This is a genomic window from Actinoplanes sp. NPDC051470, from assembly GCF_040682035.1.
In the GTDB taxonomy this organism is placed as follows: Bacteria; Actinomycetota; Actinomycetes; order Mycobacteriales; family Micromonosporaceae; genus Actinoplanes.
This window is the reverse complement of record NZ_JBFBAA010000017.1, coordinates 55,530-73,362: the sequence shown is the minus strand read 5'-3', so window position 1 is coordinate 73,362 and position 17,833 is coordinate 55,530. Positions and strand designations below refer to the sequence as shown.

The following is a 17,833-nucleotide window of genomic DNA, read 5'->3' as shown; positions in this document are numbered from 1 at the left end:
CGGTCCGGTAACCGACGCCGCGCGGGATGTCGCTGGACGGCGGGTGGTGAATATGGTTCACCCATGCAACAGCGACCGCTCGGCCGAAGCGGGCTGGCGGTCTCGCGGCTCGCGCTCGGCACCATGACGTGGGGCCGGGACACCGATCCCGACGACGCGGCCGCCCAGCTCAAACTCTTCCTCGACGCGGGCGGCACGCTGCTCGACACCGCGGACGTGTACGGCGACGGCGACGCCGAGTCGGTGATCGGCACCCTGCTGGAACAGCTGGTGCCGCGGGACGAGGTGCTGATCGCGACCAAGGCCGGGCTGACGCCGGGCGGCTGGCGGCGCCGGGACGGCTCCCGCGGCCACCTGCTGAGCTCGCTGGAGAGCTCGCTGCGCCGGCTCGGCACCGACCACGTCGACCTCTGGCAGGTGCACGGGTACGACCCGCAGACCCCGCTGGAAGAGACCCTGGCCGCCCTGGACCACGCGGTGACCAGCGGAAAGGCCCGGTACGTGGGCGTCTCCAACTTCGCCGGCTGGCAGACCGCACGCGCGGCGGCGTGGCAGGCCGCGTACCCCGGAAGGGCGCCGATCGTGGCCGCCCAGATGGAGTACTCGCTGCTCGAGCGGGGCATCGAGCGCGAGCTGCTGCCGGCCGCGGCCGCGCTGGGCATCGGCCTGCTGGTGTGGTCGCCGCTGGGCCGGGGCGTGCTGACCGGGAAGTACCGGGACGGCCGCCCGCTCGACTCCCGGGCCGCGTCCGAACATCTGGCCGGGTTCGTCCAGCCCTACCTGGAACCGCGCAGCTCGAGCATCGTCGAGTCGGTGGCGACCGCGGCCCGTGGGCTGGGCGTGTCGCCGATCGAGGTGGCGCTGGCCTGGATCCGGGACCGGCCGGGCGTGAGCGCGCCGATCCTCGGGGCCCGCACCGCCGGGCAGTTGCAGGGCGCGCTGCTCAGCGAGGAGCTGACGCTGCCGGGCGAGATCGCCCGGGCGCTCGACGACGTGTCGGCGATCGAGGTCGGCTACCCCGAGCGCGAGGGATGATCCGGCGGGCGCTGCTCGCCCCGATGCGCGCGAGCACCTACCGCCGGGCGGTGTTCCTGCTGCTCGGCACGGTGATCCTGCTCCCCTACCTGCTGCTGGCCGGGCTGATCGGCCAGAGCCTGCTCACCACCACCGACAACCGGGCGGCCATGCTCGGGATCGCCGCCGTGGTGGCCGTGGTCGGCCTGGTCCCGCCATTCCTCAGCGGCACCCGCGAGCTCGAGATCGCGGCCGCCCGGGCGCTGCTGCGCGTCGACCTGCCGGCGCCGGGCCCGCCCGCGCTGGAGACGCGGCTGCGCGCGGCGCTGTGGTTCGCGGTGCACCTGACGGTGGGCGCGGTGATCGGCACGGCGCTGGTGGCGGCGGTGCCGTTCGCGTTCGTCGGCCTGTCCGACCGGCCCACGGCGGCCTCGCTCGGGGTGGCGCTGCTGATCCTGCTGGGCACGGTCTACGCCACCGCCGGACTGGGCGCGCTGGCCGCCACGATGGCGCCGGTGCTGCTCGGGCCGTCCCCGGCCGAGCGGATGGCCGCGGTCGAGGCGCGCGAGCGGCGGCTGGCCGAGCGCAACCGGCTGGCCCGTGAGCTGCACGACTCGGTGGGGCACGCGCTGACCGCGACGACGTTGCAGGCGGGCGCGGCGCGGGCGGTGTTCGACCAGGACCCGGAGTTCGCGCGGCGGGCGCTGGCGGCCATCGAGGAGCTCGGCCGGTCCTCGATGGACGATCTCGACCGGGTGCTGGGGTTGTTACGGGCCGAGAACGAACGGCCTTCCGTTCTCCCGGCGTCGCGCGCGGGGTTGCAGCGGCTGCTCGACGACATGCGCGCCGGTGGCATCGAGGTGCACGCCGATCTCGACGTCGGGGAAACGCTGCCCGGCGAGGCCTTCCGGCTGGTCCAGGAGAGCCTGACCAACGCGGCCAAGCACGGGACGGGCTCGGTGCGCCTCACCATCACGGCGGCCGAGGAGCTGGTCATCGAGGTGCGCAATCCGGCCGCGGGCCGGGCGAACCGCTCGCGGGGCCGGGGCCTGACCGGGATGCGCGAGCGGGTGCGGCTGGCCGGCGGCACGCTCGAGGCGGGCCGGGACGGCGACGACTGGCTGGTGCGTGCGAGACTGCCGCGTGACTAAGGTCCTGATCGTCGACGACGACGCGCTGATCCGGGCCGGCCTTCGCGCGATCCTCGACGCCGAGCCCGATCTGACGGTGGTCGGCGAGGCCGGCGACGGCGCCGAGGTGGTCCCGGCGGTGGTCGAGCTGCGGCCCGACGTCGTGCTGATGGATGTCCGCATGCCGCGCGTCGACGGCATCCAGGCGACCCGGCTGCTGCACGAGCGCCTCGACGCGCCGCCGCGGGTGCTGGTGGTGACCACGTTCGAGAACGACGAGCACGTGTACGACGCCCTGCGCGCGGGCGCCGGCGGCTTCCTGCTCAAGCGGTCCCGGCCGGCCCAGATCGTGGAGGCGGTCCGGGTGGTCGCCCAGGGCGAGTCGCTGCTCTTCCCGGCGGCGGTGCGGCGGCTGGCGGCGGCGTACGGCGAGCCCAAGGAACAACTGCCGGGGGTACGCCTGACCGACCGCGAGGGCGAGGTGCTGGCCCTGATGGCCGACGGCCTGTCCAACGCCGAGATCGCGGCGCGGCTGGTGCTCGGGGTCGAGACGGTGAAGACGCACGTCGGCAACGTCCTGGCCAAGCTGGGCGTCCGCGACCGTACCCAGGCCGTGGTGGTCGCGTACCGGTCCGGGTTCATCTCGAGCTAGCACGGCATCTCCCCCTGGCGCGGGAGCGGGTCCACGCCTGGGCGGGATCCGCCGTGCGGCGCGAACCGCGAGCGTGGACGCATGAGCATTCAGATCAAGGCGGCCGGTCCGGCCGCCGCCTACGGCACCCTCGGGCTGTACTGGACCTTCGCCGGGCACGGCTTCCCGTTCGGGCGCGACGACCCCCGCAACGGCACCAGCGTCCTCCGCACCCTCGACCCGGCCGTGATCGCGCCGATCTTCGCCGGGATGCTCCTGATCACCGCCGTCCTGCTCCTGATCATGCACGGCAGTGGTAGCCAGGAGCGGCATCCGAGCCACGAATACCGCTCTGAGCTACCACTGCCAGCTGGGCACCCGACGCGAGCGGCTCGGCTGGCCATGCTGGGCTGGTGCTGGGCGGTCGTGGTGGCGCTGGTGATCGTGGTGCCGGACACCCGTCTGCTGACCCTGGCCGGCTACCTGCCGATCCTGATCGTCGGGGCGCCGTTCGGCTGGCCGCCGATCGACTACGGCATCGTCTTCAACTGGCAGCACGCCAACCAGGTGGTCTGCCTGGCCCTCGGCCTGCTGGTGGCCCTGGCCGTGCTGCGCTGGCAGCGTCGAACCGCCGGGGCGTGCGAGGCCTGCGGGCGCGACGACCGGGCGGGCGGCTGGACCACGCCCGGGGCGGCTGCGCGCTGGGGCCGCTGGGCGACCGGCGTGGCCGCGGCCGTACCGGCCTTCTACGCGGTGGTCCGGCTGGCCTGGGCGGCCGGCATCCCGTTCGGGATCAGCGACGAGTTCCTGGCCGAGATGCAGCGCACCGGCATGGTCTGGGCCGGTCTCGGGCTGGGCGCGTTCGCCCTGGCCGGGGCGGTGCTGACGCTGGGCCTGGTGCAGCGCTGGGGTGAGGTCTTCCCGCGCTGGATGATCGGCCTGGCCGGCAAGCGGGTGCCGATCCGGCTGGCCACCGTGCCGGCGACGTTCGTCGCGCTGGCGGTCACCGCGGCGTCGCTCGGCCTCTACAGCGAGCCCGAGCTCTACACGTCCGAGCTGAGCCTGGCCCACATCCCGCAACTGGCCTGGCCGCTGTGGGGCGCCGCCCTGGGCGCCGCGACCTACGCCTACCACCTGCGGCGGCGCCCGGCCTGCCGGGACTGCGGGCGAGGGCTGGTGCGGTCGCGGGAACCGCAGGCATATTAGGAGTCATGGACTACGAATACGCGCCCCTGCGGTTGCCTTCGAATGTCGATCGGTTGACCGCCGCGGCGCAGCTCGCCATCCAGGCGGAGTTCTCCGGGTGGGAACTCGCCCGGGTGCAGCTCTTCCGGGACGGGACCCGGCAGGTGGTGCTCCGCCGCAAGGTGCGGGAGAACCCCCAGCCGGGTCTCTCCTACTGACCGTCCGGAACTACTGCTCGTCCTCCTCCTCGGGGAGGTACGGGTGCTCGTCGAGACGGCCGACGAGCAGGTCGTCCGCGCTGGGCGTGAACGGTCCGGCGCCGTCGCTGTCCTCGTACGCCTCGAGGTCGAGCGGCTTGGCGGTCTCGCTGACCGTGATCAGGCCGTCGAGCGGCTCCAGCTCGGGCACGTCGAGCGAGCTGAGCGAGCCGTCACCGGACTGCAGCAGCTCGAGCACGGCCTCGCCGACCGACTCGATCGGGTCGGGGTCCTCGTCCTCCGGCACCGCGTTGCGACGGGCCGCGCCGGCCACCCGGAGCAGCGCCGACACGCTGGGCACCCGGTAGTCACGCCGCTGCTTCACCGAGATCACCTGCGCGTACGCGTCGGCCGGCTCGGCGCCGTCCAGCCCGCCCACGCCCAGCCCGAAGCGCTGATCGGCCTCGTCCGGGTCGATCGACTCGACGTCCCACGGCGTCACCTCGCCGTAGGCGTCCAGCAACTGCTCGTCGTAGGCGAACGAGGCGTTGTTGAGCGCCACGTACGCCTGCCAGACGCCGTCGTCGTCGATGCGTCCCTCGGCGGCTTTCACCGCGGCCAGGTGCGCGCGGGCGGCATCGACCACGCGGTCCAGGGCGGCGTCAAGGTCCGCCATCCGGTCGGTCATCTGAGTTGGGTCCTCTCGGGTGGGGTCCGATGGATTGCGTTGTCAGCTGGCGCGCAGCAGCCGGTCGAGCACGCGCACGCCGAACCTTAGTCCCTCGACCGGGACGCGCTCGTCGATGCCGTGGAACAACGAGGAGAAGGCGAGGTCGGCGGGCAGTTTGAGCGGGGCGAAGCCGAAGCACCGGATGCCCAGGGTGGTGAACGCCTTGGCGTCCGTACCCCCCGAAAGCATGTAGGGAACCGCCCGCGCGCCCGGGTCCTCCGCGCGCAGCGCGGCGCTCATCGCCTCGACCAGCGCGCCGTCGAAGCCGGTCTCCAGCGCGGCCTGCTGCTGCAGGTGCTCGATCTCGATGTCCGGGCCGATCAGGCCGCGCAGCTGCGTCAGGAAGATCTCGGCCTGGCCGGGCAGGGTGCGGCAGTCGATGGTGGCGGACGCCTTGCCGGGGATCACGTTGTCCTTGTAACCCGCCTCGAGCCGGGTCGGGTTGGCCGTGTTGCGCAGGGTGGCGCCGATCAGGTTGGCGATCGGGCCGAGCTTGGCGATGGTCAGCTCGGGCTCGGCCGGGTCGAACTCGACGCCCAGCGCGTCCGAGACCCGCTCCAGGAAGCTTTGCACGGTCGGCGTGAGCACCAGCGGGAACTGGTGCCGGCCGACCGCGGCGACCGCCTCGGCGACCGCGGTGACGGCGTTGTCGTCGTGCACGAACGAGCCGTGCCCAGGCCGGCCCCTGGCGTGCAGGCGCAGCCAGTTGATCCCCTTCTCGGCCGTCTCGACGAGGTAGAGCCGCAGGTCGTCGTGGATCGTGTAGGAGAAGCCGCCGACCTCGCCGATCGCCTCGGTGCAGCCCTCGAACAGGTCGGCGTGCTCACGGACGAGGAACTGCGAGCCGTACGTCATGCCGGCTTCCTCGTCGGCGGTGAACGCGAGCACGATGTCGCGGGGCGGCACCACGCCGGTCCGCTGCCAGTGGCGGACCGTCGCGAGCATCATCGCGTCGAAGTCCTTCATGTCGATCGCGCCGCGGCCCCACAGGTAGCCGTCCTTCTCCTCGCCGGAGAACGGCGGCACCGACCACTCGCTGGCGTCGGCGGGCACCACGTCGAGGTGGCCGTGCACGAGCAGGGCGCCGCGGGAGCGGTCGGCCCCGGGGATGCGGGCGACCAGGTTGGCCCGTTTCGGCGCCGATTCGTGGATGACCACCTCGACGCCCACCTCGGTGAGCTTCTCGGCGACGTACTCGGCGGCGGCGCGTTCGCCGACCGTGGTGCGCTGGTCGCCGGTGTTGGTGGTGTCGATCCGCAACAGGTCCTGGCAGATGCCGACGACCTCGTCGACAGCGGTGTCGGTCATCCGCCTTTCATACCAGGCAGGTGTTTCGGAGATCTTGGCGGCGGGTACGAGCGGCGCCGTGTCCGCGCTGAATCTTCCTCCGCTGCCGCCCGTCGGCGGCGAGACGACCGGTCGCAATGTCATCGACGTGCTCTCCGAGCAGCACCGCGAACTGCTGGAGCTGACCGCCCTGCCGGCCGGGCCGGAACGTGGACGGCACGCCCAGGCGCTCGTCGCCGAGCTGTCCCGGCACCTGTCGGCCGAGGAGCAGTACCTGTATCCGGCGGTCCGCAAGGTGGTGCCGGACGGCGACCGGCTGGCCGACCGGGAGCTGGCCGAGGACCACGAACTGCTGGTGACGCTGCAACGCCTGGATCGGGCCAGGCCCGACGATCCGGGCTTCGCCGAGGCGGCCGCCGCGGTCGGCGAGGCGGTGGCCCGGCACGCGCGGGCGGACGCCGAGGAGCTGTTCCCGCTGCTGGCCCAGATGGTGCCGATGGAAGACCTGATCCGGATCGGGAACCGGGTGGAGACGGCCGAGGAGGCGGCGCCGACCAGGCCGCATCCCGGTACACCGGCCAGACCACCGTGGAACAAGGTGATCGACCCGGTGGTCGCGGTGGCCGACAAAGCACGCGATGCTGTGACGAGGCGCACAACGTACGCGAAAGACCTTTGATCGGCCGTTGTCAATTAACCCGTTTGCAACAGACGGGGGATCTTTGCCTGGCCGAAGGTCTAGCCGGGATCCTGCGAACGTCCTACCGTCACGCTATGAACCTGGAGCTGCGGCATCTGAAGGTGGTCTGCGCGATCGCCGAGACGGGCAGCGTGACCAAGGCGGCGTCCCAGCTGGGACTCGCGCAACCCGCACTGACGGCCCAGTTGCAACGGATCGAACGTACGCTCGGCGGACCCCTCTTCGACCGCGACCGGCGCGGCGCCCGGCCGACCGCGCTCGGTGAGCTGGTCCTCTCCCGGGCCCGGGTGCTCCTGCCCGCGATGAAGGGCCTGCAGGACGAGGCGGCCCGGCTGGCCGGCGCGGGCTCGGACGACACGATGAGCCGCTACCGGATCGGGCAGGTCGGCGGGCCGGTGATCGGCGGGCTGGTGAACCGGCTGTCCGAGGCCCAGCCCGAGGCGCAGATCTCCACCCACGCGTCGTACTACGTGGAGGAGCTGGCCACCCTGGTACGCGACGGGAAGCTCGACTTCGCGCAGGTCGGCGTGTGCGGCGACGCGATGCCGTCGGCCGAGTACGGGCTGGTCTGGCAGACCATCGCCATCGACGCGGTCTGCGTGCTGATGCAGGCCGACTCGCCGTTCGCCAAGGACGACGAGATCGACCTGGCCGTGCTCGCCGACGAGGAGTGGGCGGCCGGCACCGGCGACGGCTGCTTCGCCGACTGCTTCGCGGCGGCCTGCGCCCGCGCCGGTTTCACCCACAAGCGTTGCCTCGAGACCGACATCCGCGGGGTGGTCGACATGGTCGACTCCGGCGGCGCGCTGGGGCTGTGTCAGCCCACCTTCCGCGCGCCCGCCGGACTCACCCACCGGCCGCTGGCCGGCGCGCCGGTGCGCTGGCGGCAGGTGCTCGGGTGGCACCCCGACTCACCCGCCGCCCAGGTCGCGCCCCGGCTGATCGGGATGGCGGTCGACGCCTACCAGGAGGTCGTCGCCCGCAATCCGCTCTATGTCGACTGGATCCGGGCCTACCCGCAGCTAGGCGGCAACACCCTCGCTGCGGCGTGAGCCGGCGGTCAGCGTGAGCTGACCGTCCACCACGTCGGCGGTGACCGTCTGACCCGGCGCCAGATCGGCCGCGAGCAACATCCGGGACAGCCGGTTGTCCAGCTCGCGCTGGATCGTCCGGCGCAACGGACGCGCCCCGAACTCGGGCTGGTAACCGCGCTCGGCCAGCCAGTCCACCGCGGCCGTGGTGACCTCGAGCGCGATGTCCTGCGCGCCCAGCCGGCCCCGGGTGTCCTCCAGCAGCATCTCGGTGATCTGCCGCAGCTGCTCGCTCTCCAACCGGCGGAAGACGATGATCTCGTCGATCCGGTTGACGAACTCCGGCCGGAACGAGTCCCGCAGCCGCCGGTCGAGCTGCTCGCGGAGAGCGTCGTCGGCCGACGACGACCCGGTGTCGAAGCCGACACTGCGCCGCGAACCGTCGATCAGGTCCGACCCGATGTTGCTGGTCATGATCAGGACGGTGTTGCGGAAGCTCACCGTCCGGCCCTGGCTGTCGGTCAGCCTCCCGTCGTCCAGCACCTGGAGCAGGATGTTGAACACGTCCGGGTGGGCCTTCTCGATCTCGTCGAGCAGCACCACGCTGTACGGACGCCGCCGCACCGCCTCGGTCAGCTGCCCCGCCTCGTCGTAGCCGACGTAGCCGGGAGGCGCACCGACCAGCCGCGACACGGTGTGCCGCTCCTGGAACTCGCTCATGTCGAGCCGCACCATCCGGTCGCTGTCGCCGAACAGCGCCTCGGCCAGCGAGCGCGCCAGCTCGGTCTTGCCGACCCCGGTCGGGCCGAGGAAGAGGAAGCTGCCGACCGGCCGGTCCGGGTCGCCGAGCCCGGCGCGGGAACGCCGCACGGCCTCGGCCACCGCGGCCACCGCGTCGTCCTGCCCGACCACGTGGTCGTGCAGGTGCCCCTCGAGGCGCAGCAGGCGGTCCCGCTCCTCCTCGGTGAGCTGGGTGACCGGGATGCCGGTGGCCCGGGACACCACGTCGGCCACGTCGACCGGGGTCACCCGCGGCACCTCCTTGTTCTCGGCGGCCGGCGTCTGCAGCGCCGCGATCTGGTCGCGGAGCTCGGACGCGCGCTCGTAGTTCTCCGCCGCCACGGCCTGGTCGCGGTCGCGGGTCAGCTGCTCCAGCTCGCCCTCCACGCGCCGGACGTCGGCCGACGGGGTCTTCACCCGCAGCCGCACCCGCGCGCCGGCCTGGTCGATCAGGTCGATCGCCTTGTCCGGCAGGAACCGATCGGTGATGTACCGGTCGGACAGCTCGGCCGCGGCGTCCAGCGCCTCGTCGGTGATCCGTACCTGGTGGTGGGCCTCGTAGTTGTCCCGCAGGCCGCGCAGGATCTGCACGGTGTCTCCGACCGTCGGCTCACCGACCATGACCGGCTGGAAGCGCCGGGCCAGGGCCGCGTCCTTCTCGATGTGCTTGCGGTACTCGTCCAGGGTGGTCGCGCCGACCACCCGGAGCCGGCCGCGGGCCAGCGCCGGCTTGAGCATGTTGCTCGCGTCCGTGCCGCCGCCCTCGCCGCCGCCACCGGCGCCGACCAGGGTGTGGATCTCGTCCAGGAAGACGATCAGGTCGTCGCCGTGCTCCTGGATCTCGTCGATCACCTTGCCCAGCCGCTCCTCGAAGTCGCCGCGGAACCGGGTGCCCGCGACCAGGCCGGCCAGGTCGAGCTGGATGACCCGCTTGCCCTCCAGGGTCAGCGGCACGTCGTTGTCGACGATGCGCTGGGCCAGGCCCTCGACGATCGCGGTCTTGCCGACGCCGGCCTCACCGATCAGCACCGGGTTGTTCTTGGTCCGCCGGGACAGCACCTCGACGGCCTGCTCGATCTCGTCGGCCCGGCCGATCACCGGGTCGATCTCGCCGCGGCGGGCCATCGCGGTCAGGTCCACGCCGAACTGCTCGACCGTCGGCGTCTTGCTGTTGCCACCGGCCGCCGGCTGGTCCGGCTGGGCCAGGGCCCTCGGGTCCATCTTGCCGTTCAGCAGCCGGCCGGCCGCCGAGTCGGGGTTGAGGCCCAGCGCCATCAGCACATGCTCGGGCCCGACGTAGGACGATCCGAGGGCCCGGGAGATCTGCAGGCTGTCCAGCAGGGCACGCTTGGCCGCCGGGGTCAGCGCGATCGTCTCCGGGAGGTCCGCGGAACGGACGTCCGGCGTACCCATCTCGGCCAGGACCGCCTCGGGGTCGGCGCCGGCTCGCTTGGCCAGCGCCCGCAGCGGCTCGCGCTGCAACGCGGACCACAGCAGGTGGTCGGTGTCGAGGTCGGCCACCGGCACGCCCGCGGGCGAGGTCTCGGCGGCGCGCGCGGCGGCATCGGACAGCACGGCCCGCGCGTCGTTGCTCATGTATCGGGTGATGTCGATCCGCTGCTGGCGGCGCGATTCCGCGCCGAGGAAGCGCTCGAACAGGTCGTCCCACTCACTCATTTGTCCGTCTCCCAACGTGCGCCGGCGTCGGACGCACAGTTGAGTCAAGTCGAGTCAACTCTGCCGGATTCCCGCCGCTCGGCTGTGAGACGCTGCTCTCATGACGGAATACCCGCTCCTGGTCGTGGACGCCGCCAACGTCGTCGGGTCCAAGCCGGACGGGTGGTGGCGCGATCGCGCCGGGGCGGCGGCACGGTTGCGCGACGGGCTGGCCACGGTCGCGACGGACGGCCTGCCCGATCTTCCCGGGCCGCTCGACGTGCTCCTGATCGTGGAGGGCAAGGCCCGAGGCATAAAACCTATTCCGGGTGTACGGGTGGAAAGCGCGCCAAACTCCGGCGACGACGCGATCGTCGGCGCGGTCGCCTCGGCCGGCCGCGAGCGCAGAGTAATCGTCGTATCAGCAGACCGTGAGCTGCGCCGACGGGTCGTCGACCTTGGCGCCGAGGTGCGGGGACCGTCCTCTGTACCACGATGAGTGCGCTTGAATGAATGGGACGGCCTGGCACGCGGGCCCCACAAGGGGCGATAGTCTGGCCAGAAGTGGTCAGGTACTCATCTGCGGGAGGCTGCACGAGTGGCCAGCGTCGCCGAGGTGCGCGCGGCAGTCGATGCCGCGTTGCAGCAGGTCACCGAAGGTCAGGCGGCGATTCAGGCGGCGCGTGAGAAGCTCGGCGAGGCTCAGCAGAGCCTGGCCGCCGCGCTCGACGGCAGCGCCAACGACGCCGTCGGCGCCGCGCATGCCTCGCTGTCACAGGCCGACCAGCAGCTCGAGGAGTGCATGGGCGCCACCCTGCTCGCCGTCGAGCAGGCCCAGACCTACACGGCGACCCTGTAGCCGCCATGTCGCTGCTGCAGGAGTTAGGCGCCCAGCTCCGGGCGACGTCCGACGAGCTGCCCACCGGCCTGGTGACCGCCGCCATGGAGAAACTGCGCAGCGCCACCGAGCTGCTCAACTGGGTGCGGCAGACCTCGGTCGACCCGATCGGCGTGCCGCAGCTCGGCAACGCCACCGAACACGCCGAGCACGCCGCGGCGGCGCTGCGGCTGGCCCAGGACGCGATCGCCTCGTACCTCGCGCAGGTCGGGCTGTCCGGCGAGAGCCAGGGTGGCGACGCCGGCCGCGACTGGCGGTCCGGGCTCGACCGCGACGAGGAGAAGGACAAGGTCGCCCCGCCGCCCGGCGACGAGGACAAGCAGCCGCCGCCGGAACGCCTCGGGCCGTGGTGGCAGCGCCGGGTCGAACAGCTCACCAACGAGGCGCCCGGCGAGGCCGACAACACCGACGGCCGGATCGGCACCACCGATCTGCTGCGCCGGGTGGCCGGCCGGGTCCGGGCCGGCGACCGGGCCAGCCTCGGCCGCGACCTGCACGGGGTGAACGCGGCGACCGGGCTCTCGCTCTCCGCCGCGGCCGGGCCGGTGCTCCGCCGGCTGGCCGGTGACCTGCTGGGCCACGAGCCGCGGCCGGACGACGTGAGCCGGCTGCGGACAGCGGTCTCCGGGCGGGTGCGGTCGCTGCTGCCCGGCATCTCCCCCGCCGCCCTGGACGCGGTGATCAGCCGCACCTGCCGGGCCAAGTCGCCGGACGGCGACCAGCCCCACCCGGCCGACTCCGCGGTCGCGTCCAGCGTGGTGGCCGGCGTGCTGCTCGCCCGCCTCGGCCGGGACGCGTCCACCCTCGACCCGACCGCGCCCGAGCCGCTGCCGCGGCGCCCCGAGGAACGACCGATGAACGGCGCCGATGCCTGATCCACTCGCCCAGCAGACGCTCGACGTCCGCGCCGCCCTGGCCCAGGCACTGGGCGCCGCCGACGCCACCCTCAGCGAGGCCCAGCAACGGCACATCGCCGCCGTCGAACGCCGCGACCGGCTGGCCGCCGCGGCCGACCGGCAACGCGTGCAGCTCGCGCACGCCCGGGACAACCGGCTGCGGGACATCGCGCACCGGCACCACGACGAGCTCGCGGCGCTGGCCGGAGCGGCCGCGGCAGCCGGGCAGACCGGAGCGCCGGGCGCGGCCGGTGACCCCTGGGAGAGCTGGCAGCCGACCCCCGGCATGCCCGGGGACACCGCGCCCGAGCTGCGGATCGGGCGGTTGCTCCTGCCGTACTCGGGTGAGGTTCCGGCCCTGGTTCCGCTCCTCGACCGCGGTCACGTGGTGGTGCGGGGCGACGACGACCGGCTCTGCGACGAGGTGGTGGCCGGCCTGCTGCTGCGGGCGCTCGGCTCGGCGCCGCCCGGCACCGTACGCCTGACCGGCTACGACCCCGAGAACCTGGGCGGCGGGCTGGCCGGCTTCGCGCCCCTGGCCGGCGCCGGCGTGCTCACCTTCGTCGGACCCGGCGGCCTGCCCGCCCTGCTCGACGAGCTGGTCGAACACGTACGCCGGATCAACGAGACCGTGCTGGCCGGCGAGCACACGTCCCTGCGCGAGCTGGCCGCCGCCACCGGGCGCCGCCCCGAACCGTGGCGGATCGCCGTCCTGCTCAACCCGGGCGCCCTGACCAAGCCCGAACGCCAGCAGCTGGAACGGCTGCTGCGCACCGGCACGGCCTGCGGGGTGCACCTGGTCATCCGTGGTCTCGGCGTGCGGGCGGTGCCCGGCATCGAGGTGATCGCCGCCGCCCCCGGTGACGACGCCCGGGCCAGCGGCGCCGGCGACCTGCCGATCCGGCTCGACCCCGGGCCGCCCGCCGGGGTGCTCACGCTGACCAGCCGGCGGATCGCCGACGAGGTGGCCGCCGGGCCGGCCCCGGTCGCGCTGGCCAGCCTGCTGCCGGCCGAGGAGTGGCAGGAGGATTCGGCGCTCGGGCTGACCGCCCCGCTGGGCGACAGCCCGCAGGGCACCGAGGTGCGGGTGACGCTGGCCGACTACCCACCTCACGCGCTGATCGCCGGCCCGTCCGGCACCGGCAAGACCAACCTGATCTACGCCTGGATGGGCGCCCTGTCAGCCCGCTACTCCCCCCACGAGCTGGCCTTCTACCTGCTCGACTTCAAGGAGGGGGTGTCCTTCGCCCGGTTCGCGCCGGGCCGTCGCGACCCGAGCTGGCTCCCCCACGTACGCCTGGTCGGGGTGAACGTGAACACCGACCGCGAGTTCGGGCTGGCATTGCTCCGCTTCCTCGGCGGCGAACTGCGGCGGCGGGCCGACGCGGCCAAGCGGCACGAGGTCACCAACCTGGCCGAGCTGCGGGCCGAGGACCCGGACGGCCACTGGCCCCGGATCGTCGCCGTGGTCGACGAGTTCCAGGTGCTGCTGGCCGGCCGGGACGCGGTGGCCGGCGAGGCGGTCGACCTGCTCGAAGACCTCGCCCGGCGGGGCCGGTCCCAGGGCATCCACCTGGTCCTGGCCAGCCAGGACGTGTCCGGCATCGAGGCGCTGTGGGGGCGGCCGGCGCTGGTCGCCCAGTTCTCGCTGCGGATCGCCCTGCCCCGGGCGCGGCGGGTGCTGGCCGAGACCAACCTGGCCGCCGAGTCGCTGCCGCGCTACCACGCGGTGGTCAACGCCGACTCCGGGGCGTACCCGGCGAACAAGGTCGTGCGGGTGCCGGCGGCCGGCGACCGGACGAGCTGGAGCGAGCTGCAGCACCGGCTGTGGCGGCGGCGCCCGCAGGAGCTGCCGGCGCCGCGGCTGTTCGACGGCGACGCCATCCCGCGGCTCGAGGACAGCCCCGACTTCCGCAAGCTCCAGGGCGGGCTGCGGCCGGCGTCGCCGGTGGTGCTGCTCGGCGAGACCATCGACGTGGCGGCGCGCTCGGCGCGGACCGAACTGCGCCGCGCCCCCGGCCGCAACCTCGCCGTCCTCGGCACCCGGATCGACGAGGCCTGCGCGATCCTCGGCACCGCGGCGCGCTCGCTGGCCACGCAGTTCGGCCCCGGCGAGGCCCGCTTCTCGGTGGCCTGCCTCGACACCGACGCCAGCGGCGCGGTGGACACGCTCAAGTCCGACCTCAACCCGGCCGACACCGGGTTCTACGACACGTCCAACGTGGACTGGCTGCTGGAGGACACCGCCGCGGAGGCCGGGGACGCGCCGGCCGAGCGGCCACACTTCCTCTTCCTCTACGCGGTGGACGCGGTGCCGTCGCTCGGCGGGAGCGTGCTGCGGATCCTGCGGCAAGGACCGGAACGGCGGATCCACGTGCTCGGTTGGTGGCGGGGCGCGGCGCTGCTGCGGGACACGCTCGGCGGGCAGGCGTCCCGCACCGACCCGATCGGGGCGTGGGTGGCGCTCGACGTACACGGCAGTGAACTGTCGCCGTTCTTCCCCGGAACCGGCGCGCCGCCCTGGTATCCGCGGCCGTGGCGGGCGCTGCACTTCGACCGTTCGGTGCACCGCGGGGCCGAGGTCATCATCCCCTACGGCGCCTCATGACCGCCCCCGGTCCCCAGCCCGCCCGCCTGCCCGGCCTCGACGACGCCGGCTACCGCGGCCTGGTCCGGCAGCTCGCCGGCCTGGACGCCGCGGCCGCCGCCGACCGCGACGAGGCCACCCAGTGGCACGATGAGCGGGTGGCCGCGGCCGCCGACAAGCTGCGCATCGCCGAGGAAGACGTCCGGACGGCCGAGCGGGCCGTCCGCGCCGCCCAGAAGTCCCGCGAGGGCGTCGAGGCCGAGGTCGCCGACGCCTGGAGCAGCTACGTCCACCAGACCGGCGGCAAGGCCGAACGGTTCGGCATCACCGCGCCCGAGCCGACCATCCCCCAGCAGCGCGACCGCAGCCCCGACGACTACCTCCAGGAGGCCGCGGCGACCGCCCGGCTGAAGCCGGCGCCCCCGCGCCCGCTGACCGGCGCGACGACGATCATGTTCGCCGCGTTCGGCTTCCTCGGCGGCGCCTGCGGCGTGGCCGCACACCAGGTCCTGCGCTGGGCCGGCCGCGAGGCGGGCGGCGACTGGGCCGTCGGCCTGCCCGTGCTGGCCCTGATCGTGATGCTGGTCGGCCCGGTCCTCGCCGTGTTCGGCGCCAAACGCGTCGCCGACCGCCGCGGCGTCGGGCTCGACCCCACCGCGATCGCCACGGTGCTGGTCACCGGCCTGTTCACCGCAGCGCTGCTGTGGGCGGCGGTCCGGCCCGCGGGCTGAAAACTTTTTCACCGTTAAGGCTCTCTTATGGCGGGCCGTTCTACGGTTCCGCCATGTTGCCAGTCATGGTCACCGACATGGACGCCGGATTGCGTCCCCCGCAGGCACGGCCGATCGACCTGCTCGCCGGGCAGAAGCTGGAATTCGTGCGCCTCGGCCACGCCATCGTGCTGGGCTTCGCCGGCGGCAGCCAGGTCCTCATCGAAACCCTCGCCCGCCTCGACGGCCCCGCCGGCCGCGTCTACGTCGAGCCCGGCGACGATCCCTCGGACGACCTGGCCACCCTGCTCGGCGACACCGTCCAGGACGCCCGCACCTACACCGGCGGCGAGCTGATGATCACCTTCACGAGCGGCGCGTCCCTGCTGGTCGGCGTCGACTCCGACGTGGAGTCCTGGGCGGTCTCCGCCCCCGGCGGCGTCCTGATCGTCTGCCTGGCCCGGGGCGAGATCGCCGTCTGGGGCGATCACGCCTGACCGCCGCCTGAGGCGCCTACGCCCGATCGCCTTCTGGGGCGCCTACGCCCGACCGCCGGCCACGGCGCCGAGCTTGCTGGTGTTCAGCTGCCACAGGAGCTGGTCGATGCCGTCCGCGGAGGCGGTCAGCGTGACCAGCCCGAGCAGGGCGTCACCACGGCGCATGACCGCGCCCGGCCGCCCGTTCGCGGTGATCCACTCCAGCGTGACGCCGTCCCAGTACCACGACGAGAACGCGGCGATGAACTTCGCCACCCGGGCGGCGCCGACGACCTCCTTGCGGGCCACGTTGCGGGCGCCGTCGCCGTCCGAGATGCTCGCCACGTCGGCCGCGAACATCTCCTCCAGCGCCGCGAGGTCGCCACCGCGGGCGGCGTCGAGGAAGGTGGCGAGCAGCTTGCGCTGGGCGGCCTCCGGCACCGGCGCCTTCCGGTCACCGGCGACATGCCGGCGGGCCCGGCTGACCAGCTGCCGCACGGCCGGCTCGGTAGCGTTCAGAATCAGGGCGATCTGACCGTACGGGTAATCGAAAGCCTCACGCAGCACATAGGCCGCGCGTTCCTGCGGGGTGAGCTTCTCCATCAACAGCAGGACCGCGAGCTCCAGCGCTTCCCCGCGCTCGGCCCCGAGGAACGGGTCGGCGCTGGTGTCGACCGGCTCCGGCAGCCACGGCCCGACATAGGTCTCCCGGCGCGCCCGAGCCGACCGCAACGCGTTGATCGCCAGCCGCGTCGCGGTGGTAGCCAGGAACGCCGCCGGATTCTCGACCACCCCGCGATCGGCCCCCTGCCAGCGCAACCACACATCCTGCACCAGATCCTCGGCCTCACCGACACTGCCAAGCATCCGGTACGCGATCCCGAACAGCCGAGGCCGCACCCCCTGAAACACCGCCGCAGCCTCGTCCAGCTCCCCCACGCCCCACATCATCGCCCGGCGCCTTCGCCGACAACAGGTGGCCATGGTCACCCCGCCATCCGCCGCCCAAAAGACCCCACCGGAGGAACGCCGACCGCCGACTCCCAGGCCGAACACCTCCCACCGCACACGTCCTACCACCGAACCGCGCATTGCCCACCCCGGCATGACCGCACCCCGCATGACCCACCGCCCACGGCACACCGCGCACGGCACACCGCCCACGGCACACCGCCCACGGCACACCGCCCACGGCACACCGCGCACGGCTCACCCGCCCACGGCACACCGCGCACGGCCTACCGCGCATGACCCACCGCTGCATCGCGACGCGCCTCGCCCGCTCGCCCCGGGGAAGCCGCCTCGGCCCCTTTGCTCTGAGTGCATATAGGCACCACCCGGATGGTCATGTCATCCGGATACAACCGCCATCGAAGTGGTGCCTATATGCGCTCAGAGCAAAGGGCGCCGGTGGGCTGGTCCGGGCCGGACGTCGAGAGGCGGCCCCGCGGGTGGACGCGCGCCGATGGGAACATTGGGTGCTCGCGCATCGTGGGAGGCGCGCTGCTAGGACGACGCCGAGGGCTGGGCCGACGCAGAGGCTGCGGGGTGGCGCGCCGGGGCCTCAGGCTGACGCGCTGCAGGCTGACGCGCTGAGGGAACCGGCGCAAGGAGCGTTGTTCGGGGCGGCGCGGGAGGCGTTGGCGGGGCCGGCGCGGGAGGCGTTAGGCGGGGCCAACATGGGACGCGGGCGGTGTTGGGTGGCGCGGAGCGCCGGAGGGTGACCGCTTACGCAGAATGAAGGGTGCGCGGCTCTGTTCTGGCCGCCCCGCGGCCTTGGAGCCGCGCGCCCGGCCCCGGCGGGAGCTGCGGTCTGTGCCACCCACCCAGGTGCGACATCACGCTCTTGATCTTGAAGTTGGGTGGTGGGACGACGGCGCCTCGGCGGGAGCGACTACGGCCTGGAACCAAGCTGTTGATCATGG

General features: G+C 73.3%; 17 protein-coding genes. 13 read left to right on the top strand and 4 right to left on the bottom strand.

What is annotated here, in order from left to right:
* The first annotated feature begins 63 nt into the window (after positions 1 to 63).
* From AB0M54_RS27780 to AB0M54_RS27760, 5 genes are all read left to right on the top strand, one after another.
* Positions 64 to 1,035 carry an aldo/keto reductase gene (locus tag AB0M54_RS27780; protein ID WP_364327660.1) on the top strand — a complete coding sequence of 324 codons (972 nt, stop codon included), beginning with the start codon at positions 64 to 66 and terminating at the stop codon, positions 1,033 to 1,035.
* The gene (locus AB0M54_RS27775) at positions 1,032 to 2,165 is read left to right on the top strand and encodes a histidine kinase (RefSeq protein WP_364474495.1); all 1,134 of its coding nucleotides are present in this window, start codon (positions 1,032 to 1,034) and stop codon (positions 2,163 to 2,165) included. Before AB0M54_RS27780 ends, AB0M54_RS27775 begins: the two co-directional genes overlap by 4 nt.
* Positions 2,158 to 2,796: a response regulator transcription factor gene (locus AB0M54_RS27770; protein ID WP_364327665.1), complete on the top strand. Its 639-nt coding sequence runs from the start codon at positions 2,158 to 2,160 to the stop codon at positions 2,794 to 2,796. The genes AB0M54_RS27775 and AB0M54_RS27770 overlap by 8 nt, the downstream gene beginning before the upstream one ends.
* 81 nt (positions 2,797 to 2,877) lie before the next feature.
* Positions 2,878 to 3,981 carry a hypothetical protein gene (locus AB0M54_RS27765; RefSeq protein WP_364474493.1) on the top strand — a complete coding sequence of 368 codons (1,104 nt, stop codon included), beginning with the start codon at positions 2,878 to 2,880 and terminating at the stop codon, positions 3,979 to 3,981.
* A 5-nt stretch (positions 3,982 to 3,986) separates the two neighbouring features.
* A complete protein-coding gene (locus tag AB0M54_RS27760) occupies positions 3,987 to 4,178 on the top strand; it encodes a DUF5703 family protein (RefSeq protein ID WP_364327670.1) in 192 nt (63 codons plus the stop codon).
* Between the two features lie 10 nt (positions 4,179 to 4,188).
* Here the strand turns inward: AB0M54_RS27760 and AB0M54_RS27755 are convergent, their stop codons facing one another.
* Positions 4,189 to 4,845, bottom strand: coding sequence for a hypothetical protein (locus tag AB0M54_RS27755; RefSeq protein ID WP_364327673.1), 657 nt, complete (start codon positions 4,843 to 4,845; stop codon positions 4,189 to 4,191).
* 42 nt (positions 4,846 to 4,887) lie between these two features.
* On the bottom strand, positions 4,888 to 6,195 hold the full coding sequence (locus AB0M54_RS27750) for a M20/M25/M40 family metallo-hydrolase (RefSeq protein ID WP_364327676.1): 1,308 nt from the start codon (positions 6,193 to 6,195) through the stop codon (positions 4,888 to 4,890).
* A 58-nt stretch (positions 6,196 to 6,253) separates the two neighbouring features.
* Between AB0M54_RS27750 and AB0M54_RS27745 the strand changes: the two genes are divergently transcribed.
* Positions 6,254 to 6,853 (top strand): hemerythrin domain-containing protein, encoded by a 600-nt coding sequence (locus tag AB0M54_RS27745; RefSeq protein WP_364327679.1) that lies wholly within the window; start codon positions 6,254 to 6,256, stop codon positions 6,851 to 6,853.
* Between the two features lie 95 nt (positions 6,854 to 6,948).
* Positions 6,949 to 7,926 (top strand): LysR family transcriptional regulator, encoded by a 978-nt coding sequence (locus AB0M54_RS27740; protein ID WP_364327682.1) that lies wholly within the window; start codon positions 6,949 to 6,951, stop codon positions 7,924 to 7,926.
* Here AB0M54_RS27740 and AB0M54_RS27735 read toward each other — a convergent pair.
* Entirely contained in the window at positions 7,897 to 10,362 is a 2,466-nt protein-coding gene (locus AB0M54_RS27735) for an ATP-dependent Clp protease ATP-binding subunit (protein ID WP_364474491.1), read from the bottom strand. The genes AB0M54_RS27740 and AB0M54_RS27735 overlap by 30 nt on opposite strands.
* Before the next feature lie 100 nt (positions 10,363 to 10,462).
* Here AB0M54_RS27735 and AB0M54_RS27730 point away from each other — a divergent pair, with 100 nt between their 5' ends.
* The 6 genes from AB0M54_RS27730 to AB0M54_RS27705 all read left to right on the top strand — a co-directional run bounded on the left by AB0M54_RS27730 (position 10,463) and on the right by AB0M54_RS27705 (position 15,929).
* A complete protein-coding gene (locus tag AB0M54_RS27730) occupies positions 10,463 to 10,840 on the top strand; it encodes a hypothetical protein (RefSeq protein WP_364474489.1) in 378 nt (125 codons plus the stop codon).
* 99 nt (positions 10,841 to 10,939) lie between these two features.
* A complete protein-coding gene (locus tag AB0M54_RS27725; protein WP_364327691.1) occupies positions 10,940 to 11,200 on the top strand; it encodes a hypothetical protein in 261 nt (86 codons plus the stop codon).
* 5 nt (positions 11,201 to 11,205) lie between these two features.
* Entirely contained in the window at positions 11,206 to 12,114 is a 909-nt protein-coding gene (locus AB0M54_RS27720) for a hypothetical protein (protein ID WP_364327694.1), read from the top strand.
* Positions 12,107 to 14,743, top strand: a complete 2,637-nt coding sequence (locus tag AB0M54_RS27715) for an FtsK/SpoIIIE domain-containing protein (RefSeq protein ID WP_364327697.1) — start codon at positions 12,107 to 12,109, stop codon at positions 14,741 to 14,743. The genes AB0M54_RS27720 and AB0M54_RS27715 overlap by 8 nt, the downstream gene beginning before the upstream one ends.
* Positions 14,740 to 15,453: a hypothetical protein gene (locus AB0M54_RS27710; protein ID WP_364474487.1), complete on the top strand. Its 714-nt coding sequence runs from the start codon at positions 14,740 to 14,742 to the stop codon at positions 15,451 to 15,453. The genes AB0M54_RS27715 and AB0M54_RS27710 overlap by 4 nt, the downstream gene beginning before the upstream one ends.
* 53 nt (positions 15,454 to 15,506) lie before the next feature.
* Positions 15,507 to 15,929, top strand: coding sequence for a DUF6188 family protein (locus tag AB0M54_RS27705; RefSeq protein ID WP_364327702.1), 423 nt, complete (start codon positions 15,507 to 15,509; stop codon positions 15,927 to 15,929).
* Between the two features lie 42 nt (positions 15,930 to 15,971).
* Here the strand turns inward: AB0M54_RS27705 and AB0M54_RS27700 are convergent, their stop codons facing one another.
* Positions 15,972 to 16,847 (bottom strand): sigma-70 family RNA polymerase sigma factor, encoded by an 876-nt coding sequence (locus AB0M54_RS27700; protein ID WP_364474486.1) that lies wholly within the window; start codon positions 16,845 to 16,847, stop codon positions 15,972 to 15,974.
* Positions 16,848 to 17,833: the final 986 nt, after the last annotated feature.